At 66.6% G+C, this 23,856-nt stretch carries 17 protein-coding genes; 11 read left to right on the top strand and 6 right to left on the bottom strand.

What is annotated here, in order from left to right; genetic code table 11:
- The first annotated feature begins 80 nt into the window (after nucleotides 1–80).
- From VGK32_22590 to VGK32_22570, 5 genes are all read left to right on the top strand, one after another.
- The gene (locus VGK32_22590) at nucleotides 81–830 is read left to right on the top strand and encodes a hypothetical protein (protein HEY3384557.1); all 750 of its coding nucleotides are present in this window, start codon (nucleotides 81–83) and stop codon (nucleotides 828–830) included.
- On the top strand, nucleotides 827–1,834 hold the full coding sequence (locus tag VGK32_22585) for an alpha/beta fold hydrolase (GenBank protein HEY3384556.1): 1,008 nt from the start codon (nucleotides 827–829) through the stop codon (nucleotides 1,832–1,834). Before VGK32_22590 ends, VGK32_22585 begins: the two co-directional genes overlap by 4 nt.
- 230 nt (nucleotides 1,835–2,064) lie before the next feature.
- Nucleotides 2,065–4,317, top strand: coding sequence for a DUF2235 domain-containing protein (locus tag VGK32_22580; protein HEY3384555.1), 2,253 nt, complete (start codon nucleotides 2,065–2,067; stop codon nucleotides 4,315–4,317).
- A complete protein-coding gene (locus tag VGK32_22575) occupies nucleotides 4,314–8,036 on the top strand; it encodes a patatin-like phospholipase family protein (protein HEY3384554.1) in 3,723 nt (1,240 codons plus the stop codon). The genes VGK32_22580 and VGK32_22575 overlap by 4 nt, the downstream gene beginning before the upstream one ends.
- Nucleotides 8,037–8,171: 135 nt before the next feature.
- Complete coding sequence (locus VGK32_22570) at nucleotides 8,172–8,669, top strand: DUF4440 domain-containing protein (GenBank protein ID HEY3384553.1); 498 nt, start codon at nucleotides 8,172–8,174, stop codon at nucleotides 8,667–8,669.
- A gap of 449 nt (nucleotides 8,670–9,118) precedes the next feature.
- Here VGK32_22570 and VGK32_22565 read toward each other — a convergent pair whose 3' ends face one another.
- Both VGK32_22565 and VGK32_22560 read right to left on the bottom strand, forming a co-directional pair.
- The gene (locus VGK32_22565; GenBank protein HEY3384552.1) at nucleotides 9,119–11,563 is read right to left on the bottom strand and encodes a TIM-barrel domain-containing protein; all 2,445 of its coding nucleotides are present in this window, start codon (nucleotides 11,561–11,563) and stop codon (nucleotides 9,119–9,121) included.
- Nucleotides 11,564–11,626: 63 nt separating this feature from the next.
- A complete protein-coding gene (locus tag VGK32_22560) occupies nucleotides 11,627–12,055 on the bottom strand; it encodes an MmcQ/YjbR family DNA-binding protein (GenBank protein ID HEY3384551.1) in 429 nt (142 codons plus the stop codon).
- Nucleotides 12,056–12,306: 251 nt separating this feature from the next.
- Between VGK32_22560 and VGK32_22555 the strand changes: the two genes are divergently transcribed.
- From VGK32_22555 to VGK32_22540, 4 genes are read left to right on the top strand one after another with little or no spacing between them, the layout of a single operon-like run.
- The gene (locus VGK32_22555; protein ID HEY3384550.1) at nucleotides 12,307–12,906 is read left to right on the top strand and encodes a nucleoside recognition domain-containing protein; all 600 of its coding nucleotides are present in this window, start codon (nucleotides 12,307–12,309) and stop codon (nucleotides 12,904–12,906) included.
- Nucleotides 12,903–13,439 (top strand): spore maturation protein, encoded by a 537-nt coding sequence (locus tag VGK32_22550; protein HEY3384549.1) that lies wholly within the window; start codon nucleotides 12,903–12,905, stop codon nucleotides 13,437–13,439. Before VGK32_22555 ends, VGK32_22550 begins: the two co-directional genes overlap by 4 nt.
- Nucleotides 13,440–13,441: 2 nt before the next feature.
- Nucleotides 13,442–14,383, top strand: coding sequence for an LD-carboxypeptidase (locus VGK32_22545; protein HEY3384548.1), 942 nt, complete (start codon nucleotides 13,442–13,444; stop codon nucleotides 14,381–14,383).
- Nucleotides 14,384–14,439: 56 nt separating this feature from the next.
- Complete coding sequence (locus VGK32_22540; protein HEY3384547.1) at nucleotides 14,440–15,156, top strand: VIT family protein; 717 nt, start codon at nucleotides 14,440–14,442, stop codon at nucleotides 15,154–15,156.
- Nucleotides 15,157–15,172: 16 nt separating this feature from the next.
- Here VGK32_22540 and VGK32_22535 read toward each other — a convergent pair whose 3' ends face one another.
- A complete protein-coding gene (locus VGK32_22535; GenBank protein ID HEY3384546.1) occupies nucleotides 15,173–17,851 on the bottom strand; it encodes an ABC transporter permease in 2,679 nt (892 codons plus the stop codon).
- A 27-nt stretch (nucleotides 17,852–17,878) separates the two neighbouring features.
- Nucleotides 17,879–18,214 (bottom strand): PadR family transcriptional regulator, encoded by a 336-nt coding sequence (locus VGK32_22530; GenBank protein HEY3384545.1) that lies wholly within the window; start codon nucleotides 18,212–18,214, stop codon nucleotides 17,879–17,881.
- A gap of 267 nt (nucleotides 18,215–18,481) precedes the next feature.
- Here VGK32_22530 and VGK32_22525 point away from each other — a divergent pair, with 267 nt between their 5' ends.
- Nucleotides 18,482–19,801 carry a sugar MFS transporter gene (locus VGK32_22525; GenBank protein ID HEY3384544.1) on the top strand — a complete coding sequence of 440 codons (1,320 nt, stop codon included), beginning with the start codon at nucleotides 18,482–18,484 and terminating at the stop codon, nucleotides 19,799–19,801.
- A gap of 40 nt (nucleotides 19,802–19,841) precedes the next feature.
- Here the strand turns inward: VGK32_22525 and VGK32_22520 are convergent, their stop codons facing one another.
- A complete protein-coding gene (locus tag VGK32_22520) occupies nucleotides 19,842–20,621 on the bottom strand; it encodes a LytTR family DNA-binding domain-containing protein (GenBank protein ID HEY3384543.1) in 780 nt (259 codons plus the stop codon).
- Nucleotides 20,622–20,641: 20 nt separating this feature from the next.
- Nucleotides 20,642–21,802, bottom strand: coding sequence for a histidine kinase (locus VGK32_22515; GenBank protein ID HEY3384542.1), 1,161 nt, complete (start codon nucleotides 21,800–21,802; stop codon nucleotides 20,642–20,644).
- 190 nt (nucleotides 21,803–21,992) lie between these two features.
- Here VGK32_22515 and VGK32_22510 point away from each other — a divergent pair, with 190 nt between their 5' ends.
- A complete protein-coding gene (locus VGK32_22510) occupies nucleotides 21,993–23,774 on the top strand; it encodes a carboxylesterase family protein (GenBank protein HEY3384541.1) in 1,782 nt (593 codons plus the stop codon).
- The last annotated feature ends 82 nt before the right edge of the window (nucleotides 23,775–23,856 follow it).

Here is a 23,856-nt window from a genome sequence, read left to right as displayed (position 1 = left end):
GGGCTTCCGAGTGTTTCTTCCGAGGGAGCCGTCATGACTTCCGCTGAGATCAGGATCAAGGTCGGTTCGCGGCTCGCCAGGTGATTGTCGAGGGCGCGCACGATGTCGAGAGCCTCACCCGCCTCCAGGAGAGCGCGTATCTGCGCTCGCGGTTGCGGTACTTGCTGTCATCCATGAAAGCGCTGGCGCCGCCAGACCTCGCGCCCACGGCTGGTCGTTTTCAAGAGTTCGGTCTCGAACACCTGACGCCGATGATCCGCGGCCTGGGTGGAGAACGGGAACTGCTGGCGCTCCTCGCCTGGGGACCCGACCAAGCCGGTCACATGGCGGTTTCAAGCCGCCTTGGTGGGGATCGGTTCCGACTGCCGCCCGTCGACGACCGACCGTGGGCAAGCGATGCGGACGCCGCGGAGCGTTTTGCGCGGGGAGCCTCCGAGGTGGAACCGGACCACGGTCTTCAGATTGCTGAGGATCAAAACCTGATTCTCGCGTCACCGCTGCTCGAATGCGCGCCTGGCGTATCTCCCTCGAGCCAGGACAGCGAGTTTCTTCACTTCTGTGTTCAACTGCCGCGGTCGGTCACGGCCGCGTCATCCGACCTTGCGGCGATCTGCTTGATCAGGCTCGACAGCCACGGGACCGTTGTGGCGTCGGTGCCGACCGTCTGCGGACGACCGGTCGGCGGAAGCGCGCCGATGATGACGATCCGCTGCAACATGGGACGTGCCCTGACCACCAGGCCCGACCGGCCCGGGCGAGGCGTGCAGCTGTTCGTCAGCCAGTGGCTCGAGCCGGAAGCGCGTCTGTCAGGTGAACGGAGGGCATCGTGAACTCGACGGCCGTCCGGTCCACCGTGGTGTTCGTGCACGGTATCTTCTCGTCGGGCGTCATCTTCAAGGACATGAGCGACGCCTGCACGGCGCGGGGCGTGTTCGAGGCGTGCGTGACCTTCGAGTACGACTATCACCGCGACCTGGAGGACAACGCGCAAGCCCTGACCGATCTGCTGGCGAGGATCGAGGGACCGGTCGTCCTCGTGTGTCACAGCATGGGAGGCCTGGTGGCCCGCCTCGCCGTGCTCTCGGGGGACGCGCCGACCGTACGGCGAGTCATCATGCTGGCGACCCCGAACTTCGGCGCCATGAGGACCGCAACGGCCGGCTTGCTCGCGCAACTCGTCCTCCAGGCCACCGGGCGGGTGTCAGCCGTCTTCCGTCACCCCGGGATCCTCGAATTGACACGCATCTCACAGCTCATGAAGGAGCCGATTGCGACGGGGGAGACATTCGCGCGCGGCGTCGAGTACGTCTCGCTTCCAGCACGCTATTTCCACGAGGGGCGTGCAATCCTGGATTGTGGGGACTGGGCCGATGGAAGGATGTCGACGAGGCTGTTCGCTGCACTTGGAGTCGGATTCGAACTGCTGGCGCTCTTTCCCCTGTGGGCCCCCCAGATCCAGCGGCCACACGATGGCATTGTCGAAGAGCGGAGCAACGCGTTCGTGCCGGAGGGCGCAGGGCGGCGCTCGGAGAAGCACGCCTCGATTGTGGATCCGGAGAAGTGGGGATACACCTACGCCCACGTGTCGATTGAACGCTGCGACGACCTGAACCACGTGATGATCCACAGCGACCCGGAGGTCATCGAGCTCGTCGTGGCGCTTGCGGCCGCCGAGTCGTTGTCGGAGTGGTACGCTGACTTGACGGTGGAGCAACGGCTCGAGATCACCGTGCAACCAACGCCTCCCGGGCGCTCGCGGATCAAACGGGCGTCCTCGTCGACATCGAGGTCCAGTTCGCGGGTCCGGACCACCGCCGGATCGCGCCGTCCCTGACCGCCTCCGTGAAGGGCCGCGCCGGTCAGTTCCGTGCCAAAGAGCCCCGCCCTGCCGCGCGATTCTGCGGCGTGAAGATTTTCCGTGCAATGGATTGACCGGGCGCGCAGTCACCGCTACTGTCTGTCCAAGGCTCTCCGGTTCGTCGTTTCAATCAGGTCCCACGTCGGCGAGGTCATCGGCACACTCGAGTCGCTCGGCATCCACCGCCGATCAGACGGAGGCATCCCATGGCCGATCGAGCCGCCCCGCGTCCGAAGAACATCGTTCTCCTGTCGGATGGAACCGGGAACAGCGCAGCGAAGCTGTTCAAGACGAACGTCTGGCGCATCTACGACGCTCTCGATCTGTCCGGCGGGGACCAGATCGCCTTCTACGACAATGGGGTGGGCACGTCGGCGTTCAAGCCCATGGCGTTCCTCGGCGGCGCGCTCGGCTGGGGGCTCAAGAGGAACGTGCGGGACCTCTACGCCTTCCTGTGCAGGAACTACCGCCCGGGCGACCACGTCTTCGCCCTCGGCTTCAGCCGCGGGGCGTTCACGATCCGCGTGCTGATCGGCCTCATCGACAGCCAGGGCATCATCGTCGGCCAGGACGGCAGCGATTTGTCGCGGCTGGTCGCCTGGGCGTTCAGGCACTATCGGCGCCGCTACAACGCGACGCGTGGGCTGGTGACGCCGATACGAAACGTCCGGGACGCGCTGCTGTCCGCGTGGGACTGGATTCGCCGCCTCGAGTCGTACGACAAGGCCGAGCGACTGACGAACCAGCACATCGACTTCGTCGGCGTGTGGGACACGGTCGACGCCTACGGCCTGCCGATCGACGAGCTGACGAAGGGCTGGGACCAGTGGGTATGGCCGCTGTCGATGCGCGACCGCCGACTGTCCCCTCTCGTCGACAAGGCGTGCCACGTCCTCTCGCTGGACGACGAGCGGAACACGTTCCACCCGCTGCTGTGGACCGAGGCCGGCCAGCAGCCCGCCAGTCACATCGCCCAGGAGCGGATCACCCAGGTGTGGTTCGCCGGAGTGCACTCGAACGTCGGCGGCGGCTATCCGGACGACTCGCTCGCGCACGTCTCCTTGCTGTGGATGGCGGAACAGGCCGTGAAACGCGGCTTGCTGATGCAGGGAGGAGCCATTGCGGCGTGGCGGACCAAGGCCAACACCAACGGCCCGATCTACGACTCCCGGCACGGGCTGGCAGGGTACTACCGCTATCAGCCTCGCGCCATCGCGAAGCTCTCCAGCGATCGGACGGCCGGGGTCAGTGTCGCCCGGCCGAAGATCCACGAGAGCGCATTCGAGCGCATTCGCGCGGGAACCGACGGCTATGCGCCCGTCGTGCTGCCAGCGAACTACGCGGTCGTCGATTCCTCAGGGTCGATCCTCGACGGCGTGGCCAACCCCTACGAGGATGCGACCCAATCCCTGTCGCGGTCCCGCGATCAGGAAGCGGTCTGGGACCTGGTGTGGTGGCGGCGGGTCGTGTACTTCACGTCCGTGGCCGTGTCCCTGGTCGTTGCCCTGCGCCCGTTTGTCGCCTACCAGGACAGGCTCGGGTTCCTCGACGGCGACGCGCCGGCGTTGTCCGGCCTCGTCGATCTCGTCGCCAAGGTGCTGCCGGCGCTGGCTGAACCCTGGATCGCCTGCTATCGCAGCTACCCGCTGCATCTCCTGGCCGGCGGCCTCCTGATCGCGGCGACCCTCTACCTTGGCAGCGTCCTGAAGCAGGCGATTGCGGACAGGATGCGGAGTCTCTGGAGTTCGATCGTCGCCGCCCCGCCGAAGGCCGTTCAGCCACACCCGGTTCCAGGCAATCTGGTGTATCGGCTGCGGACGAGTCGGTGGTATCGCGGGCTCTTCGGGGTGCTGAACGCGTACCTCGTCCCGTTCTGTTTCGGCGTCACGATGCTCGTCGCACTCGTGGTCGGTGTGATCGGCGCGGCGAATCGCGCGGCCTTCGAATCGGCGAACCTGTCGGGTTTCGTGTGCCGCGACGACGGACCCGTTCTCCACACCACGAACACGGGTCCTGGTGCCTGGGCGGTGGAGTTCACTCCCGACGAGTTCTGTGGGGCGACAGGCGTGCGGGTCGAGCGGGGCGAACGCTATCGCATCGGCATCCAACTTCCCCAAGAGCCGCAGGCCATGTGGCACGACGGCGACATCCTGGTGACAACGCCGGCCGGATTCACGAGCGGGCGGCGGCCGGCCGTCTTCTACCCGGCGCTCCCGTTCAGGCGGGTGCTGGCCTGGAACTGGTTCGTGCCCGTCGTCCGCGTCGGGGCGAGCGGCGCTGAATACCATTCCCTCGCTCCGGGATTCAGCGAGTTCACCGCCCGACAGTCTGGCCGCATCTTCCTCTACGTGAACGACGCGCTGTTGCCATCGCCCTTCTGGCGCTCCCTGTACGAGAACAACAGGGGAGGGGCGGCCATCGTGACGGTGACCAGGCAGGGCGGTGGAGGACGTCGATGAGCGACACGGCCACGGCCTCGTCGCGCGGAGTATTTCCCCTCATCGGTGCCGACGGCGAGGAGGTCGAGGCCTTTGCGTTCCGCGGCGGGGGCTTCGACACGGTCATGTACCTGGGGGTGGCGCAGGCGTGGCTGCTCATTCATCGGGAGAAGCCGCCGCACGTGCTCTCGGGGGTGTCGGCGGGCGCGGTAGGCGCGGCCGCGATGGCCGAGATTCTCGGCCAGCGAGAGGACGACCGCGCCGCAAGACTCCGCACCTTCGTGCAGGCTTACAGCCAGGCTCCGGGCGAGCTGCTCAGGTCGCTGCTCCCGGATCCTCACGAGATCGAGGCGCAGCATCCGCTGCAGTCGCTCGTGCAACCGACCTACGTCGAGGACGAGCGCCGCGACCGGAACGAGGCCGTGGGGTCGCGCTCCGGCCTCATCAGGCTCGCCAACGACATCCTCGCCGTCGGCCTGCCGATCTCCGCGGCAACCCGCTTCGTACGCATCGGGCTTGGGCTTCGCGCGCTTCCAGCGCTTCGCGGATCCGTTCGGTTCCGTCAGACCGTTGCGCTGGTGCTCTCCCTGTGGGGCCTGGTGCTGCTGTATGCCCATCACCTGATTGGGCCGCTCCTCGGGCTCGTGCGCGGGGTCGTGATGCCGCGAGGCCCGGCCAGCGCGTCCGGAAGGACGGCCGCTCGTCTGTTGTCGGTATGGCGGCGTCCGCTGCGGAAGATCCTGGCCCGGCTGCTGTGGGTGATGGCCTACATCGTGTTCGCTGGTCTGTGGCTGCTTGCGCCCGCTGTGGTGGCGGCCTTGCCGTTCGTGGCACCGCTCACGTTCATCATCGCGATCGCGGTCGTGTTGCTCGCGGGCCTCACGGCCTGGCATTGGCACGTGACGTCCCGTCTATGGACGGTCTGCACGCGTCGCCTGTTGAAGTATTACGACCTGCGGGAGGAACTGGCGGGGTCTTATGACCTCAAGCAGATCCTCGTGCGGCTGTTCGACCCGGACTACTACGGCGAATCGTCGCTGGAGCTGCAAAAGGTGTTGGATCGCGCCCGAACGCCGAATCAGGCGTCGTCGGCCAGCAAGGCGCCGCGCCCGCTGTGGTCGCTCTCGCGCGAGGACCACAGGGACGGCCAGGACCTCGGCTTGCGTCGCCTGCACGTGGCCCCCGCCGCGGCGGATCTGGCAAAGAGGACCCTGACGGCAATTCCCGACGCCGACGTCAAGGACCATGCACTCCGGCCGTCGGAGGTATCGATTGTGGACGCCTTGATGGCGTCACTTGCCGTCTCGCCTTTTCTGAAGCCGGTCAGCCTGCAAGTCGATGGAGGCGAACACATCTATGTGGACGGCACGAATATCGCGAACGAGCCGATCACGGCGTTGATGGACTACCTGCGGACGCGAGTCAATCCGAGCGCCGGTCAAATCGTGGTCTACGCCGTCGGGCCCTTTCCATCGGCGGCCGGCACTGGAGCCGAGACCGTTCCGCACACGCGCCTCACCGATGTCGTCGCGCGGGTCCTCGAACTCCAGCGGCAACAGGTCGCGACGCTCGAACGGCAACTGACGGAGTGCTACACGAAATTGTTGGACCCGCACAGGGCCACCACCGGCGGCGCCAACAAGACCTACCTCAACGTCGTCATCAAGCCGATCGACGCGGCGAGCCCTCTGCAAGTCAACAAGCGGCTGGCGGCGGCCTCAACCGAACGCGAGCGGCAGGACATCGTCCACGAGGCCGTTGCGGAGGGTTGCCGGGCCACGTTGCAGGCGTTTCTCACGGAGCGTGGCCAGAGGACTGCGCTGCGCTGTGCCGGATGGGCCGCGAACCTGGTGCCGTTGCCGTCGCACGTCGAGAGCATCGGCCCCGGCCTGCCGGAGATCTGCGCCTGCTGCCCGGCGCGGGCGTCGCGCATGGCTGGTGCCGATGCGGCCACGGACCTGGCTGCCAGGACACCCGAGGACGCGAGCGCCAAGGCGGGTGCGGCCGCCGAAGAGCGGGTCGACCCTGGTGTGGCGAGTGCACCCGTCGCGGATGGCTCTCCGTGGAGCGTTCTGCTCATGAGCGGGGGCGTGTTTCGTGGCGTGTTTCAGATTGGCGTGATGATCGGCGCGTCCGAGGCGGGCCTGTCGCCGAAGCTGTTCGTCGGATCGTCAGTCGGATCGATCGTCGCCGCGATGGCAACCAGGTTCTTCGCCACGCCTCGGACCTCGCCGGTCGGCACGTGCCGGAGCCGCGATGAGACCAGTGCGCTGCTGGCCGCCACCTTCCTGCAACTCGACCGACTGATCCTCACGGATCGTTTCGCCGACTTCGTGAGACGGTTGACGCTACGAGCCGGCGAAACCCGCGTGTCGCTCCGCGATCTGGACCGCCTCTTCCGGCGTTACGACCTCGGCGGTACGGCATATTTCGGTCGGACGGCGCGGCGAGTCGTGGCAGGCATCGAACGGCTCCTCTATGTGGCGCCGTTCGAACTCCTGGACCTCGTGCGGATCGTGCGCCAGCAACCGTGGGGCAGTGCCTCCCGGAAGGTGCTGGACGCTCTCCAGCACTACCTCGAGCGCAGCGGGGTCGGTCTCGAGGTCCTCGGCGCCGAACGTCTTCGCTGGCTGATCGAGAAGCACGTCCTCTCGCCCGACCACACGGGGTCGGAGATCACCTTCGAGGACTTCGGTCGACAGGTCAATTTCAGGTACCTGTTGGTGACGACGACGAACCTCCAGAGCGGTAAGCTCGAGGTGCTGGGCATGTTGCCCAAGGGCGATCAGAATCCTCCTCGGAGAACGCGGCTCCTCGATGCCTTGCTGGCGAGCAGCGCGTTTCCCGGCGTGTTCCGCCCCCGGCAGGGCTTCGAGGTGTGTCCGGATCTGCCCGATCTCCACCAGTTCACCGACGGCGGCGTCATGGACAACCTGCCTCTCTACGCCGTCGCGCAGTTCCTGGATCGGGCCGAGGATGCAGGGCTGGCCAAACGGCGCCCGACAACGCTCGACGGCTTGCCGGTTCCCCACCTGCTGTTGACGGCGTCGCTCGAGCCCGAGATCCCAGAACTCGACGATCTCGCCGAGGTGCGGAAGATCGCCGGTGCGTGGCCCGCCGTCAGAAAGCGGGTCGTCAGCATCAGCTACAACCAGAAGGTCGATGCGTTCGCCGGAGCGCAGGACGACTTCAGACGGTTGTACACGGCCGACAACGCGTGGACGCCGGTCGATCTCCACGTCGTCACGGTCAAGGCTCATTGGTTGTGTGACACGTACGGATTCCATCCGATGCTCGGGTTCAGGAGCCTGCGGCAGGCCCAGAGCATCGCCCATGGGTGCGCCATGACGCTGGCGACGCTGGCGCGCCTGAGCGGGCCGACGGGGCAGGGCGATCCGAGAGAGCCGGGTGAACGGGAAGCGCAGACCAGATGGGCCGCCGCCTGGGGCCTGACCGACGACTTCGACCGCGAGCAGGCCAATCTCTGGGGCTCCCCGATCCCGTTGCTCACTCCGACGGCCAAGCGAGCTGATGGCGATTGTTGGTTCCGGACACCGACACACCGGTGTCCCTTCAGCCGGAACCGGCTTGGCAAGTTGGTCGCGGCGGGCCGCCTGCCCCGCGAAGTGGCGGCTGATGCCGAGAAGATCTACGCCGAGTGCGGCAAGCTCACCACGCACCGGTCACCTGACGATGGCCCAGCGGGCATTCGCGTGTCACCGCGAGGAACCGACGTCTAGGAGCGAGGAGGAACGGCCCCGTCCCCACTTGGCCACAGGAGGGCTGAACGAGATCTGCGCTCGCACGCGATCGGCCTGGACCGCTAGGCTGGCCGGCGCAACTGGCCTACAATGCAGGCAAGGAGGGGCACGACGATGCATCGATGGTTGCGACAGGTACTCGTGCTTGCAGCAGTGGTCAGCCTCGGGGCCTGTGCGGGATCGAGCTCGTCGCAGGAGTTCGGCCCGTCGGATGCCGATCAGATCAAGCAGATGGTCCGCGATTTCGTGGCCGCATACAACGCGAAGGATGTCGCGAAGATCGGCACGTTCTTTTCGGGCAACGCCGCGTTGATGCCCGCGAACCAGAGCATCCTGCGAGGCATCGACACCGTGAAGGGCTACTACCAGGGGCGTGTGAAGGACGAGGGGGCCACCGACCTGGCCATCGAGCCGATTGCGATTGAGGGGCATGGGCCGCTCGCGTACGTCGCCGGCACCTTCACGCTCACACTGCGACCGCCCGACGGGAGTGCTGCACGGCACGATCGTGGCAAGGTGATCTGGATCGTGCGCAAGTTCGGCGGGCAGTGGAAGTTCGAGTGGCAGATCATGAGCAGCGATCTTCCTCCGGTTGTCCCTCCGACGCGGTAAGGGTCCTCCCGGCGCCCGGATGTCACAGAGCGGTGCTGGGGCGGCGTCCGCCCCAGCGCGCTCGATCATCCTCCTGCCGGAATGCCCTCGGGTCCGCTCCTCCCTCCTCCACGACACCGTCCTCCTCGTTACATCCAACCGGCCGACGACTCAGCCTTGCCGGAAGATCGGCGCGACCGATGAGTGTCGGCGCGAGCACGGTGGGAAGGCGTGCCGCCCGATCGCGGCCAGCGACATCCTGGACGTCGACCGGACGTCGGCCCGTTGCGGGACAACGGAGGCGCGACGAAGACTCGCGAGCTGCTGCCGCAAAGCCCTGGCATCGACGCCGGCACCTCACCGTTCTCCGCGATCGGCACGGCGACGACGACACCCGCCGGATCGTTCGTCGCGTGAGTTCGGAGTCTCCATAACGGCCTCGTCGACATCGACGGCATCGTGGCGCGGTGTCAGAAGGCGACGCCAACCCGCGATCCCGAATACGTGACGTCCCGTGCCGCGCCGTCCGGCACCAGGAGGATTCTGAACCGGCGGCGGACGACCACGTTTGTCGCCCCGCCCGGCGCTCCCGGTTCAATCGTCAACCGTCTCGCCCCGTCGTTCCACGTGATCCTCGTCCACGTGCCTTTCCCTTTCAGGTAGTCCTGGCTGATCCCGTCGTCTTCATACAACGTGTACTGGCCGTCGGCGCCGCGGTAGACCCTGAGTGTCGTCGGCTCTTCGACGGCCTGGCCCGTGTACTGGCGAACCGGATCGATCGGGATGATCGCACCGGCGCGCACGTAGATCGGCATCGTCGCCAGATCCACCGCGCGGGTGATCGTCTGTCCGCCGGCGAGCCGGGAGTTCGTCCACCAGTCGTACCAGTCGCCGCGCGGAAGGTACACCTGCCGCGCCGCGGCGCCCTTCGTGAACACCGGCGCCACGAGCAGGTCGCGCCCCCACAAGAACTCGTCACCGATCCCCCGGGCGCGCTCGTCGTCTGGATAGTGCACCCACAGGGCGCGCATCAACGGCAGTCCCTTCTCGCGGGCTTCCCACGCGAGCGTGTAGGTGTACGGCATCAACTGGTAGCGGAGTTCGGAGTACTTCTTGACGACCGGCTCGATGGCCGGGTTGTTCAGTTCCGACGGCAGGATGTTGCGCGGATCGCCGGGCGGGATGGGCGCGTTCCTGTTGTCGTTTTCGCGCGGTCCGATGTCGCTACCTCCCCAGCCCCACGGGAGGCGGGTCCACCACGTTCTCCCGTGCGAGCGGAACGACCCGCAGAACGCGGCGAACTGGTGCCAGCGGGCGTAGAGTTCGCCCGTCAACTCGCTGTTGGCGTAGAAGCCGCCGATGTCCGAGCCCCAATACGGTCCGATGCTCAGCGAGTAGTTGAGGCCCACGGCGATCTGTGCCTCGAGCGTCTTCCACGACGACTCGGTGTCGCCCGACCAGACCCAGCCTCCCCACTGCGCGATCCCGGGATAGCCGTTTCGCTGGAGGCTCCACGGGCGGACGTCTGCACCGGTCGAGAGCGGCCCCTGGTAGTACAGCTTGTGGCGCTCGATCCGCTCGAACAGGTTGAACCAGTCGCCCTCGTCCGGCCAGAAGGCGTCGACGCCCGCGTTCACCAGGCCGAGGTGCTGCTGCCAGTAGGCCTTGAGATGCGACTCGTCCACCGTTTCTCCGGGGCGAGCTGGAATCGATCCGTGGAGCGTCGGCAGCCTGTTGCGGTCCCATGGCACGACGTGGACGACGACCTTCACGTGGCGCGCGTGCATGTCGGCGAGAACGGCCTTCGGGTCGCGCCTGAACACGTCGGGGTTGAACTCGAACGACGGCTGCTTGGTGTTCCACCCGCGCGGGCAGAATCCCGTGCCGAGGTAGATGACCGCGTCGAGCGGGAGCCGCTTGGCGCGGAAGGTGTCGATGATCTCGAGCAACTGCGCGTCGTTTTCGATCGTGCGGTGCGACTGCATGTAGCCGAGCGCCCATTTGGGCGGCATCGCCGCCCGGCCGGTGATGGCCGCGAAGTCGCCGAGCGCACCCGCCGGGTCGCGCGCGTCGAAGACGAAGAGGTCGTAGAGCCCGGGAATGATGGCGTCCGCAGGCGGCAGACCCTTCCCGAGGTTCTGCTGCTGGTTGCCCTCGGTTTGCGGAGCGCCAGCGGCAGGCGGCTTCCACGGCAGGCACACGCCACGGTCGCCCTTCCGGAGATCGACGCGCACCCACGGGGCTGCGACGAACAGGCCCCAGCCGCTCGTGCCAAGGAGCATCGGCGCCGGGTTGCGCGAGCCGTACATGTCGCTCTGCCAGCGCGGCTCCATCTCGTCCAGCGCCCCGCGGCGGTCGAACTGCACGGGCTGTTCGCGCCAGGGGAGGCCGCGGACCGGCCTCGGCCCTCCTTCCCCCAGGCCCAGGACCGGGCTCTCGCCGAGCGGGAACGACAGGCTGCCGTCGGGCTCGAAGACGATCTCCTGTACCAGTTGGCCGCCGGCACGCCTGACCGTGACCGTGAGCGGCTCCGGCCGCACCTCCACCTCGAAGCGTCCGACGACCTTTCGGACTGGGGCCCCGAGGTCGCGCACAATGAGGCCCGGCGACGGATAGAGGCGCGAGGAGACCGCGGGGTTCGCGGGGAACTCGTCCTTGAAGGTGATCGGCTTGAGCGTCACCCGCAGGCTGTTCGGCCCCGACGTGCGCACGTCGAGCTCGGCTGGCTGTCCTGCCGTCACGATCGAGCGGCCGGTTTCCCGAGCGGCGGCGGATGGGCCGACCGGGAACGGGTCCCGAGCCTCCAGCGCGCAGAAGAATCCGGACGCGAGAACGGCGGCGCCGATGACGATCAGTCGCTGATGCCCGCCTAGGAATAAACAACGTGGACGCGCATTGAAGGTTCCGTTTCGCATAGGGACGTCAGCATACGCCTCATCGACTCGGAGCTGAAGGGAGGTGCGGCTCCGGATCGGTGGTCACGTCGAGGTTCGAGGCACGGTCGGGGGCTTCTTGGTGCGGCCTTTCTTCTTCGAGACCCACGGCGCAATCACCGGACTGCGCCCGGCGTCCAGCTCGGCCCGGATCTTCTTCGGCAGCCCGGCCCGTACGATCTCATACGACGCGGACAGCAACGCCCGGAACTCGCGGTCGGGCAGAGCGGTGAGAGTCTCGGTCGTGATCCATTGGTACTTCCACATGTTGTGGGAAGCGGGCACGACGTCGGCCATCTCGACCAGTTCCGCGTACTTCTCGGGCGTGCACTTCAGGCTGCAGCTGTGGCCATCGAGGGCGATGATGGCGAACATCTTGCCGCCGACCTTGAAGAGCAGGTGTTCTTCCCACTGGACGATCTCCGTGACGAATGGCAGGCCCAGGCAGTGCTCTCGAATTGTCTCGTTGGTCATGGCAGGCTCCCGACAGGGTGACCTTCTTGCCGTAGTGTGCCACGACTCCACCGATCCCGGTTCCCTCGCGTTGACTCTGATGGCGGGCCGGCGGAGCGATCCTTCTGTAATCCCTGGTCCAGAGACCTCGGGCCGGTCGAGACCGCTCCACATCTGCGGTCCCAGGCAAACCGGGTTGCAGGATAGAATCAGGCCGCTCGTCGCCAGGGCTCGGGGTTGGCCTGGTCGGCTGGAGGGAAGGACAAGCCAATATGAACATTGTCTGGTTGTTGCTGATTGCCACGGCGGTGATCACGGCGGTCTTCAAAGGGACCATGCCGGAGGTGTCCAATGCGGCCTTCAAGTCCGCCGGGACCGCCGTGGAGTTGGCCATCGGGCTGGTGGGCGGCATGACACTGTTCCTGGGCCTGATGCGGGTGGCCCAGGACAGTGGCCTGGTCCAGGTCCTGGCCAGGGCCCTGCGCCCGGTGTTTCGATTCCTGTTTCCAGAGGTACCCAAAGATCACCCGGCACTTGGCGCGATCGCCATGAACTTCGGCGCGAATATTCTCGGGCTGGGCGACGCGGCCACTCCCATGGGCCTGAAGGCCATGCAGGAGCTGCAGAACCTGAACCCGGATAAAGAGAGCGCATCGAACGCCATGTGCATGTTCGTGGCCTTGCATTCGAGTTCGCTGCAGCTCATTCCGGTGATGATCATCAGCCTGCGCGCGGCCGCAGGTTCCAAGAACCCATCCGAGATCATCGTCGCCACCATCCTGTCCACCCTGGCGTCGATGGCCGTGGCCGTGGTGGTGTCGAGGGTGTTCGCCCGCTGGCAGGGAAGGAAACTCCAGGGAGATCCCGCATGACCAAGGACCTGCTGAATGCCGCCTCCAGCTGGGTTGTGCCTCTGCTGATCCTCGGCATCCCGACGTACGCCTACGCGGCGAAACGCATCCGCGTCTATGAGAGTTTCATCGAGGGCGCCAAGGAGGGCTTTCAGATCGGCGTCCGCATCATGCCGTACCTGGTCGCCATCCTGGTGGCCATCGGCATGTTCCGGGCAAGCGGCGCCATGGACTGGATGGTGGCGATTCTCCAGCCCGTCGTTGCGTGGGTCGGCTTCCCGGTGGAAGCCCTGCCTTCATCGCTGATGCGGCCCCTGTCGGGCTCGGCTGCCTTCGCTCTCAGCTCCGACATCTTCAAACTCTATGGTCCCGATTCGTTCGTCGGCCGACTGGTCAGCGTGATTCAGGGAAGCACCGAGACGACCTTCTACGTCATGGCCGTCTACTTCGGTTCCATTGCCGTCCGCCGCACGCGCTACACCCTGGCCGCGAGCCTGATCACGGACCTGGCGGGCATCATCGCCGCGTACATCATTTGCAGACTCCTTTTCTAACCATGACGACTCCGCTGATCTCTCCCCCTCGGTTGGTGCGCAAAGACAAGGTGGCACTGATTTCGCCCGCGTCGCCGCCGAAAAGCCGAAGTCTCTTTCTGCGCGGGAAGACACGCCTGGAACAGCTCGGACTGTCAGTCGTGCCCGGCAGCCATGCCCTTGCTGAACACGGGTACCTCGCCGGGTCGGACCAGGAGCGGCGGCAGGACCTCGAGGCCGCGTTTCGGGATCCCGACATCAAGGCGATCTTCTGCTCGCGGGGCGGGTACGGCGTTTCCCGCCTCCTGCCGGGATTCGATCTCCGTCTCGCCAGGCGTCACCCCAAGGCCGTCATCGGGTTCTCGGACATCACCGTCCTGCACCTGGCCCTGCAGAAGGCCGGCCTGGTCTCGTTCTGGGGGCCCATGCCCTGCACGGACAGCGCGTGGACCTCGTTCTCGCTGCGTTCACTCGAGCGAGCGCTGATGTCCCCGGAGCCTGTGGGACGTGTCCCTTTCTCCAAGGGACGCCCGCCAAAGACCCTGCGGCCAGGGATCGCGCACGGGCCGTTGACCGGAGGCACCCTGAGCCTCCTGACGGCCAGCCTGGGGACCGACTACGAGGTGGAGACGTGCGGTCGTGTCGTGTTCATCGAAGATGTGGGTGAGGAACCCTACAAGGTCGACCGCATGCTGACCCAGCTGATGGCTTCGGGAAAGCTGTCGGATGCAGCCGGCTTGGCCCTGGGTATCTTCACCGACACCGAACCGAGGAATTGCCCGGCCAGGCACAGCTTCACGCTGCACGAGGTCATTGCGGACCGTCTGCTGCCGTTGAAGATCCCGATCCTGGCCAACCTTGCGGTGGGCCATGTGCCCGACCAGTTGACGTTGCCCTATGGGATCGAGGTCAGGTTGAACGCCCGGGCGAGAACCCTTGAACTGCTGCAGCCCGGCGTGGCCTGAGCGACCTGCAATGTCCTCACCCCCTCGTTCGTCTACAACCGTGGATGAATGAGGGGGTGTACAATCTCTTTCGCCATATGCCCGCGAGACACTCCGAGTTCCACCGCACCGAACATATCGGATGGCTGCGAGCCGCCGTGCTCGGCGCCAACGACGGCTTGATCTCCACGAGCAGCCTGGTGGTCGGTGTGGCAGCCGCGCAGTCCGAGCGTGCCCCGATTCTGCTTGCGGCGGTTGCTGGCCTCGTGGCGGGCGCTCTGTCCATGGCGGCGGGAGAGTACGTGTCCGTCAGCTCGCAGTCGGACACCGAGGGCGCGGATCTCGAACGGGAGCGCCGCGAGCTCGCGACGTCGCCCGCGCTCGAGCGGGCGGAACTGGCCGAAATCTACAGGGGGCGCGGCCTGACCCCGGAACTCGCCGCGCAGGTTGCCGAACAACTCATGGCGCACGACGCGCTCGGCGCTCACGCGCGTGACGAGCTCGGCATGTCCGAGATGACCCGTGCGCGGCCGATTCAGGCGGCGCTGGCCTCCGCGGCGGCGTTTGCAGTCGGCGCCACGCTCCCACTGGTGCTGGTCCTGGTCATGCCCGTCGCCAACGTCACGATCGCGGTCGGTACCGGCTCGCTGGTCCTGCTGTCGGCGCTCGGCGCCACGGCTGCCCGGCTGGGCGGCGCGCCTCTCGTCGCTGGGGCCGTGCGCGTCGTCTTCTGGGGCGCGGTCGCCATGGGCGCCACCGCGCTGGTCGGCCGGTTGTTCGGCACCGTCGCGTGACCAGGCCTCCGCTCGATCACTCGTACCGCAACGCCACCACGGGGTCAACTTTCGTGACCCGACGTGCCGGAATGTAGCACGCGAGCAGCGCTGCCCCCACGAGGAGCAGGGTCATACCGCCGAACGTCAGCGGATCGGTGGCCGTCACGCCGTAGAGCAACGACTCCACGGTGCGCGTCAGCGCCAGCGAGCCGGCCAACCCTGCGGCCACCCCAACGAAGATCGTGCGCAATCCCTGGCCCACAATCATCTTCAGCACGTCACCGGTGGCCGCCCCGAGAGCGATGCGCACGCCGATTTCCCGCGTGCGGCGGCTGACCGAATAGGCCATCACGCCGAACACGCCTGTCGTGGCGAGCAGCAGCGCGGTGATGCCGAACAGTCCGATGAGGATGACATTGAAACGCCGCGACCCCAACGACGCGGAATACACTTGCGACAGCGTCCGGAACCTCGTCGGGATCTCGGGGTCGAGGTCCTTCAGGATGCCTCGCGCGGCCGACGCGACCAACTCGGTGTCGGCGTCGCTCAGTATCGTCAAGCTGATCGCTGCGCGCGGCCGCTGGAACACGTTCACGTAGACAGTCGGACGCGGCGGCACATCGAGGCCGTAATAGCCCACATCGCCGACGATCCCGACGATGGTCAGCAGGCGCAAGTCGCCGTCCATGTTCCCGAATTCAATGGTGTGGCCGATGGGGTCCTGGCCCGGCCACCGGTCGCGCGCGAGCGACTGGCTGATCACGGCAACGTGCGGGGAATTCGCCCTGTCGCGATCGTCGAAGATTCGCCCTCGGATGAGCGGAATGCCGAGAACCTGGAAGTAGCCGTCCGTGGCGACGCAGAAATCCGCGATGCCCAGCCGCTCCTTGTGCTGGAACATCGCCACGAGACCGTCAACCGTCTTGGGAACCTCGTGCTGGTCCATCAACAGGAATTCGCCGTCGGGAAGGCCGCCATCCGCTAGCGGCAGGCTGCTCGCCGCGCCAACGTTGCGCACGCCCGGGATCTGTCTGAGGCGCTCGATCAAGCGTGAGTAGAAGCTCGCCTGACCCGCCTTGGCTTCGGGATCGGTCAGCCACGGGAGCGAGACGTCCATCGTGACGATCCTGTCCACGCGGAAGCCGGGATTCACGTCGAGCACTTTCATCAGGCTGCGCCCGAACAGTCCCGCTCCGACCACGAGAACCAGTGTGATCGCAATCTGCAGCGCCACGATAACCCGGCCAACGCGCTGACTCCCTTGCGACCCAGCCTGTCCGCGCCCGCCTTCCACGAGGATTTCGCGCAGGTCGCCGGCGGTCGCGCGTGCCGCGGTGAACGCTCCGAGGCCGGCGGCGATGGCTGTGGAAAGGAGGAACGCGAACACCAGCACTGGAATACTGATCGAGACGCTGTCCAGTCGCGGCAGATTGGCCGGCGCCAGCGCCACCAACCCCGCCACACCCCAGAACGCTCCCACGACGCCAAGGCCCCCGCCCACCAGCGAGAGCAGGAATGCTTCGGTGAGGAATTGACGGATCAGCCGTCCGCGCGCCGCACCGAGCGCGCTGCGAACGGCGAGTTCGCGCGCTCTCGCCGACACTTGAGCCAGCAGGAGATTCGCCACGTTCGCGCACGCCACGAGAAGCAGGAATCCGACCGCACCGAGCAGGACCAGCAGTGGGGATCGGGCCTTGCCCGTCATCGAGTCCTGGAGCGGAAGGACAAGTCCATCCTCGAGGAGATAGTCGCCTTGCTCGCTCGACCCGTCGTGAATGCGCCTGGCTATCGCGCTGATGTCTCGATTCGCTTGATCGACAGTCACACTGTCGCGGAGGCGCCCGACCGCGTTGTAGTTGTGCGACGTCCGGCTCGGGTTCTCGCCCTCCAGATCGGCTGGCAGCCACAGCTCGACGTCTGCCGGGAAACGAAACCCGGCCGGGAGCACCCCAATGACGGAGTAGACCGCGCTATCGATCTTCAGGCGAGACCGCGAGAGATCCCGCGGCGATCCGAGCAACTGCCTCCAGTATTCGTGGCTGACGAGAACGGTCGGGCTGGCCCCTTGCCTCCCGTCGCTGGCATTGAACCCCCGCCCGAGGATCGGCTGGACACCGAAGACCTCGAGAAAGCCGGGCGAGACGCGGGCAACCGTCGTGCGCGTGGGCTGCGAAGCTCCCGAAACGGACGCGACGTTGTCCTGGTACTTGGCCATCGCCCGGAAGCTGCGGCTTTGGTCGCGAAAATCGTCGAAGTTCGGGTCCGCCAGGCGCGACGGCCTGCCCTTCGAGGTGACTTCGAAGACGGCCATGATCCGGTTCGGATCGGGGTACGGCAGCGGCCTCAACAACACGCCGTAGACGACGCTGAAGATCGCCGTCGTCACACCGATGCCGAGGGCCAGGGTGAGGACGGCGACGGCGGTGAAGCCGGGGTTCTTGCGGAATTGCCGCAGGGCGTAGCGGCAATCGGCGAGCACGGAGTGGAGCCAGTAGCCGAGGCGTCCTTCGCGAACCTGTTCTTTCACCTGTTCGATCCCGCCCAGTTCGATCCGCGCGGCACGCTGGGCCTCCATCGGCGCCATGCCCGCTCGGATGTGTGACTCGGTCAGCATGTCGAGGTGAAAGTGAATCTCCTCGTCCAGATCTCCCTCCACGCGACGGGACGCGAGGAGGTTTCGCAGGAAACGTCGGACTTTCACGAAGAGCGGCATGCCGAATACCTCTCTGCGAAGCGCTCCCTACGTCTCCGATAGCCGGATGACGTGCGAGATGGCGGACGACAGCCGCTGCCAGTTCGCCGCCTCCGAGGCGAGTTGCCTTCTGCCGAGGCGGGTGAGCGAATAGAACTTCGCGCGGCGGTTGTTCTCGGTCTGCTTCCACTCGGCCGTGATCCAGCCTTCCTGCTCCAGCTTGTGCAGTGCAGGGTAGAGGGATCCTTCGGTGACCTGCAGCACGTCTTTGGAGATGGATTTCAGGCGAAGGCTGATGGCCCACCCGTGCAAGGGCTCGAGCGCCAGGATCTTCAGGATGAGCAGGTCGAGGGTGCCCTGAACGAGATCGGTCGGTTTGCTCATATCGGTTTCCTAGGTGAGCATACACGGGAGTGCCCTAGGTAAGCAAGGGGATGCAGGCGGAGCCGAGCATCACGCAGCCAAACAGCCTCGGGGCCTCCGTGCCGGCTCGCAACCGTCCGGTCCCTCCCGTAACAAACCTATAGGCGCTCTCTGATCGTCTGTGGTTAGATGCCCGCGCGGGCGGAAGGCGGAAGTCCGAGTCCCGGCGCGACCAGACGACGACGGTTCTCAGAGGCGAAGCCTACTGAAGGTCACAGGAGGAGCGATATGGCCCAGGCAGCACCGGCGACGACACCGCGACGGACGTCCGCTTCACACGCGCAGGATTACACCGCGGCACTTTCGATCCTCACCACCCTCTTCTTCATGTGGGGGTTCATCACCTGCCTCAATGACATCCTGATTCCGCACCTGAAGACGGTGTTCTCGCTGAACTACACCCAGGTGATGTTGATCCAGTTCACGTTCTTCACGGCCTACTTCGTGGTCTCGCTCCCGTCCGGCCTCATTGTCGAGAAAGTCGGCTACAAGCGCGGCATCGTCATCGGCCTGGTGACCGCCGGCGTCGGCTGCCTGATGTTCTACCCGGCCGCGGGTACGCGGTCCTATCCGATCTTCCTCACGGCGCTGTTCGTGCTCGCGTCGGGGATTACGCTCCTCCAGGTGTCCGCCAATCCGTACGTGGCCATTCTCGGCAAGCCGGAGACGGCCTCCAGCCGGCTGACGCTGACGCAGGCATTCAATTCGCTGGGAACGACGCTGGCACCCCTGTTCGGGTCGTTGCTGATCTTGTCGGTCGCCGCCAAGAGCGCGGAAGAACTGGCGGCGCTGAATTCATCCGACTTGACCGCGTACCAGTTCGCAGAGGCCGCGTCGGTGCAGGTGCCCTACCTGGGACTCGCGGCGTCGCTGTTCGTGATCGCCGCGGTCTTCGCGTTTCTGAAACTGCCAGTGATTGAAGCGGCCTCGACTCCGGCCGGCGACGGGATTGCGGGGGCCGGCGATCAGCCGAGCGCCTGGAAGTACCCCCACCTGGTTCTCGGGGCGGTGGCGATCTTCGTGTACGTCGGCGGCGAAGTCGCCATCGGCAGCTTTCTTGTGAACTTCCTCGGTCAGTCCGACATCGGCGGCCTCTCGGCGGCGGATGCGGGCCGCTACCTGTCGTTCTACTGGGGCGGTGCGATGGTCGGCAGATTCGTGGGGGCGGGGGTGATGAGGGTGATCCGGCCGGGTCGCGTGCTGACGTTCAACGCCTGCGCGGCGGCCGTCCTGGTGCTGACGACGATGCTGACCACGGGCCATGTCTCGATGTGGGCGATCCTCGCGGTGGGGCTGTTCAACTCCATCATGTTCCCGACGATCTTCACGCTCGCCGTCGATGGCCTCGGCCGCCACACGGGCCAGGGTTCGGGGATCCTCTGCATGGCCATCGTCGGGGGCGCGATCGTCCCTGTCATCCAGGGAGTCTTCGCAGACGCGATCGGGATCCAGCACGCGTTCTTCGTGCCGATCCTCTGCTATGTCTACATCGCGTTCTACGGTCTCAAGGGCCACGTCCATGCTACCAAGGCGTTGGTGGGGGGATAGAAGCAGCAGCACGTGGCCGAATTCAACAGCGCGGCAGGCGTCAAATCGGCTGGCGCAGCCATGATTCCAGGGCCGCGCGGTAGCCGCGGCTCATGGCGACTTCCGCGCCGTTCTGCAGGACGACCGTGAAGTCGCCGTGCGACCGGCCGCGCAGCTCGCTGATCCGCGCCGTGTTGACCGCGGCCGAGCGGTGGACCCGGACGAACCGGCGCGGATCGAGGCGTTGCAGCAGTTGGGTGACACTCGATCGGTAGAGATGGACCTTGGGCCCGGTGTGCAAGTACACGTACACGCCCGCCGCCTCGATCCAGTCCACGTCGTCGACATCGAGGAACGTCACGTTGCCGCTCGCCTTCACCACGAGCCGCTCGAGGAAGCCGGAGCGCGCGTCGACGCTCCGCCGTTCCTGCGTGGCCGCCGTGAGCAGTTCGGCCTGTTCACGAGCCTCCGGCGTCTCGAGGTACTTGCGGGCGCGCTTGATGGCGCTCTCGAACCGCTGATCGCTGAACGGCTTCAGCAGGTAATCGATCGCATGGGCGTCGAAGGCCTGGATGGCGTACTTGTCGTACGCCGTCACGAAGATGACGACCGGGAGTTCGTCCGGCGCGAGTTCCTGCAGGACGCCGAAGCCGTCGAGCGTCGGCATCTGGACGTCGAGAAACACCAGGTCGGGCTTGATATCGCGAATCAGGTCGACCGCCTCGCGACCGTCTGTCGCCGTGCCGAGCACGTCGAAGTCGGCCTCGCGGTTCAGCAACTCGATCAGACGCACCCGCGCGGGCTTTTCGTCATCGACGACGATCGTCCTGATCTTTCCCATGGTCGTCACCTGCCGCAGAACTATTCGACGTGATAGGGGATCGTGACGTCCGCGCAGGTACCCGCCTCAGCGTCCGTCGTCACCTCGAGCGAGTACTCGCCCTTTCCGTACAGCTGTTCCAGCCGCGCCCGGGTGTTGCCCAAGCCGATGCCCACGTGCTCGTCGAGTGTCCATCCGGGGGGCACGCCCGGTCCGTTGTCCCGCACGCGTACCCGGAGATTCCTGCCCGTGCGCCAGGCCGACAGTTCGATGGAGCCCGCGGTCGAGAGTTTCGAGACGCCGTGGCGGATCGCGTTCTCGACGAGCGGTTGCAGCATGAACGTCGGCACGGCGGCTGTCAGCACGTCGTCGTTTACGCGTACCTGCACGTCGAGCCGCCCGGCGAACCGGACGAGCTGGAGTTGCATGTACCGGTCGACGAACATGAGCTCGCGTTCGAGCGGAACCTCCTGCTCGTCCGCGTGTTCGAGCGAGAGCCGCAGGAGATCGCCCAGTTGCTCGATCATCAGGCGCGCCTCGCGCGGCGCGCTCTCGACGTAGGCCGAGATGGAGTTCAGCGCGTTGAACAGGAAATGCGGATCGAGTTGCGATCGGAGCGTGGCGAGGCGCGCCTCGGTCAGCAGGCGCTCCAGCTCGGCGGCGCGGACCTCGCGGTCCTTCAGGTCGCTCTGGTAGTCCAGTGCCATGCAGATTGCGGCGATTGACCAGTAGACGAACGTTCCCAGGCGGTAGCCGGCGCGGGTCAGAGTTTCGAGCAGGGACGGTCCGAGCCAGGGCAAGTCGAGGGGCGTGCCGAGCAGGAGCGTTGCGCCGTAGTTCACGTAGGTGTAACCGACGGTGAAGGCGAGACTGAGTGGCACGTGGCACAGCAGACGCCGTACGAGGGCGTCCTTCCCGAAGGGCAGCTTCCGGTTCACCCAGTAGATGCCGAACGACAGCAGGCCCCACGTGTACCACTGGGCCGCGGCGATCTTCAGCGACTCGAACCACGAGATCGGGACCCACGCGGACGGGGCGACCCGCATCATCCGGGTCGAGTAGACCAGCACGACCAGGGTCCAGAACCCGGCTACCAGCAGCCAGCGCGGGGGACGGCGCCTGGGCACGACTCCGGTCGCCTCGACGGGAGGATCCGTCGCCGCGACCCGGCCCGGAAGCGCTTCGACGATCGAGCGTAGCATCGTGTCCCCGTTCCCTGTACTCGAACGTCACCCGGACAAGTCTGTCTCCGGCCTGGCACCGCGTCGCGCTCAGCGCTCAGCAAGAGTAGCGCGAGTGCTCGCAAACTGGTGACCGGCTCGTGACAGCAGGGTCCGGCTCGTAACAAACCGCTAACGAACGCCTCCGTATCAGTGTAAACAGGTGCGCGTCATGACGCTCCACATTCCTGGCCGCCGACCTCTCGGTCGCGCCGACCGACTCACCTCCTTGTTGAAGAAGAAGGACAACGACCACATGGACGATCAGTCGCTGCCGAGCCGTCGCGACGTTCTGGCCGGGGCCGTGACCATCGCGGGCACGGCGGCCGTGTGCGCCGCGTCGCCGGTGTCCGCGTTGGCGCAGGCACCGGCCCCCGCGGCGGCTCCGCTCGTCATCGCCTCCGATCGGAAGGCCGTCGTCGAGACCGCAGCAGGGAAGGTTCGGGGGTTCGTCAGCGGCGGCATCCTCACGTTCAGGGGCATTCCGTACGCCGCGTCCACGGAAGGGCAGGCCCGCTTCGCGCCTCCGTCCAAGCCGGTGCCGTGGGCGGGCGTCCGTAGCGCGATGTACTACGGGCCGACGTGCCCGCAAGGGCCACGCACGGGCTGGAAGAACGACGAAGAGGCATTCGTCTTCGAGTGGGACGACGGGCAGCCCGGTGAGGACTGCCTGCGCGTGAACGTCTGGACGCCGGGGCTGAACGACAACAAGAAGCGGCCGGTGCTCGTGTGGATCCACGGGGGCCAGTTCCTCGCCGGTTCGGGCCAGGAGTTGAAGGCGTATCACGGCGAGCGCCTCAGCCGGCGCGGCGATGTCGTGGTCGTCTCGCTCAACCACCGACTGAATGTGCTCGGCTACCTCGACCTGAGCGCCTGCGGCAGCCGCTACGCGGACTCCGGGAACGCCGGCATGCTGGACATCGTCGCCGCCCTGCAATGGGTGCACGACAACATTGCCAGCTTCGGGGGCGATCCCGGCAATGTGACGATCTTCGGGCAGTCGGGCGGTGGCGCAAAGGTGAGCACGGTCATGGCGATGCCGGCGGCGCGAGGGCTGTTCCACCGGGCTGCGGTGCACAGCGGGTCCGGACTTCGGATGGTGCCGGCCGAGAGCGCGGCGAAGCTTGCCGCGCTCACCCTGGCGGAACTCGGGCTCTCGGCGTCGCAAGTTGACCAGCTCCACACAATGCCACACGCGCACCTGCTCGAGGCTGCGCAGGCGGCGCAGCGCAAGATGGGGCCGGCCGGCCGGCCCGGGGGGCTTTCCCGGCTCGTCGCTGCCGACCGCGCCGGGCTCGCGGCGGTCGTGGACGGCAAGCACGTCCCGCATCACCCGTTCGACCCGGTTGCGCCCGCCGTCTCCGCGGACATTCCGATGTTGATCGGTTCGACCCTGAACGAGTTCGGCAACGAGATCCAGACGCCGGGTGTCGAGGCCATCACCGAGCAGGAGCTGCAGGCGCGGGCGACGGCCGCCTATGGTGGGCAAGGGGCGCAGGCCGTCGCCGCCTACCGGCGTGCGATGCCAGGCGCGAGGCCGTCGGACGTCTTCTCGCGCATGTCGGCCGCAGCGCAACGCCACAACGCCATCGTGCAGGCGACGCGCAAGCGGGCGCTCGGTGCGGCGCCGGCATTCCTCTACTGGTTCACGTGGCAGACGCCAATTCTCGACGGCCGGCCGCGGGCGTTTCACTGCAGCGAGCTGCCATTCGTGTTCGACAATACGGACCGGTGCGCGGCCATGACGGGCGGCTCGCCCGAGGCCAGGGAGCTGGCCGGGCGGATGAGCGATGCGTGGATCGCCTTCGCGCGCACCGGCAACCCGAACCACCCGGGCCTGCCGAAATGGCCCGCCTTCAGCCCCGACGCGGGCGAGGTGATGGTGTTCGACGACACCTGCGCCGTGCAGTTCGATCCGGACCGCGAACTGCGGAAGTTGACCAGCGGAACGTGAACGGATCCGCCCGGCGACGGCACGCGCGGCCGTGCCGAACGGGTTCTCGCGAGGCGGAGACCTACGGTTCCCCGTGCAGTGC

The sequence above is a fragment of the Vicinamibacterales bacterium genome (assembly GCA_036504215.1).
GTDB lineage: Bacteria > Acidobacteriota > Vicinamibacteria > Vicinamibacterales > Fen-181 > FEN-299.
The sequence above is the reverse complement of the archived record's forward strand: the minus strand, read 5'-3'. Positions and strand labels throughout refer to the sequence as shown.

Bases quoted from the DNA above. Each gene is read 5' to 3' on its own strand.
- VGK32_22580 (HEY3384555.1), top strand. From the start codon at position 2,065: ATGGCCGATCGAGCCGCCCCGCGTCCGAAGAACATCGTTCTCCTGTCG.
- VGK32_22575 (HEY3384554.1), top strand. From the start codon at position 4,314: ATGAGCGACACGGCCACGGCCTCGTCGCGCGGAGTATTTCCCCTCATC.
- VGK32_22570 (HEY3384553.1), top strand. From the start codon at position 8,172: ATGCATCGATGGTTGCGACAGGTACTCGTGCTTGCAGCAGTGGTCAGC.
- VGK32_22565 (HEY3384552.1), bottom strand. From the start codon at position 11,563: ATGCGAAACGGAACCTTCAATGCGCGTCCACGTTGTTTATTCCTAGGC.
- VGK32_22560 (HEY3384551.1), bottom strand. From the start codon at position 12,055: ATGACCAACGAGACAATTCGAGAGCACTGCCTGGGCCTGCCATTCGTC.
- VGK32_22555 (HEY3384550.1), top strand. From the start codon at position 12,307: ATGAACATTGTCTGGTTGTTGCTGATTGCCACGGCGGTGATCACGGCG.
- VGK32_22550 (HEY3384549.1), top strand. From the start codon at position 12,903: ATGACCAAGGACCTGCTGAATGCCGCCTCCAGCTGGGTTGTGCCTCTG.
- VGK32_22545 (HEY3384548.1), top strand. From the start codon at position 13,442: ATGACGACTCCGCTGATCTCTCCCCCTCGGTTGGTGCGCAAAGACAAG.
- VGK32_22535 (HEY3384546.1), bottom strand. From the start codon at position 17,851: ATGCCGCTCTTCGTGAAAGTCCGACGTTTCCTGCGAAACCTCCTCGCG.
- VGK32_22530 (HEY3384545.1), bottom strand. From the start codon at position 18,214: ATGAGCAAACCGACCGATCTCGTTCAGGGCACCCTCGACCTGCTCATC.
- VGK32_22525 (HEY3384544.1), top strand. From the start codon at position 18,482: ATGGCCCAGGCAGCACCGGCGACGACACCGCGACGGACGTCCGCTTCA.
- VGK32_22520 (HEY3384543.1), bottom strand. From the start codon at position 20,621: ATGGGAAAGATCAGGACGATCGTCGTCGATGACGAAAAGCCCGCGCGG.
- VGK32_22515 (HEY3384542.1), bottom strand. From the start codon at position 21,802: ATGCTACGCTCGATCGTCGAAGCGCTTCCGGGCCGGGTCGCGGCGACG.
- VGK32_22510 (HEY3384541.1), top strand. From the start codon at position 21,993: ATGACGCTCCACATTCCTGGCCGCCGACCTCTCGGTCGCGCCGACCGA.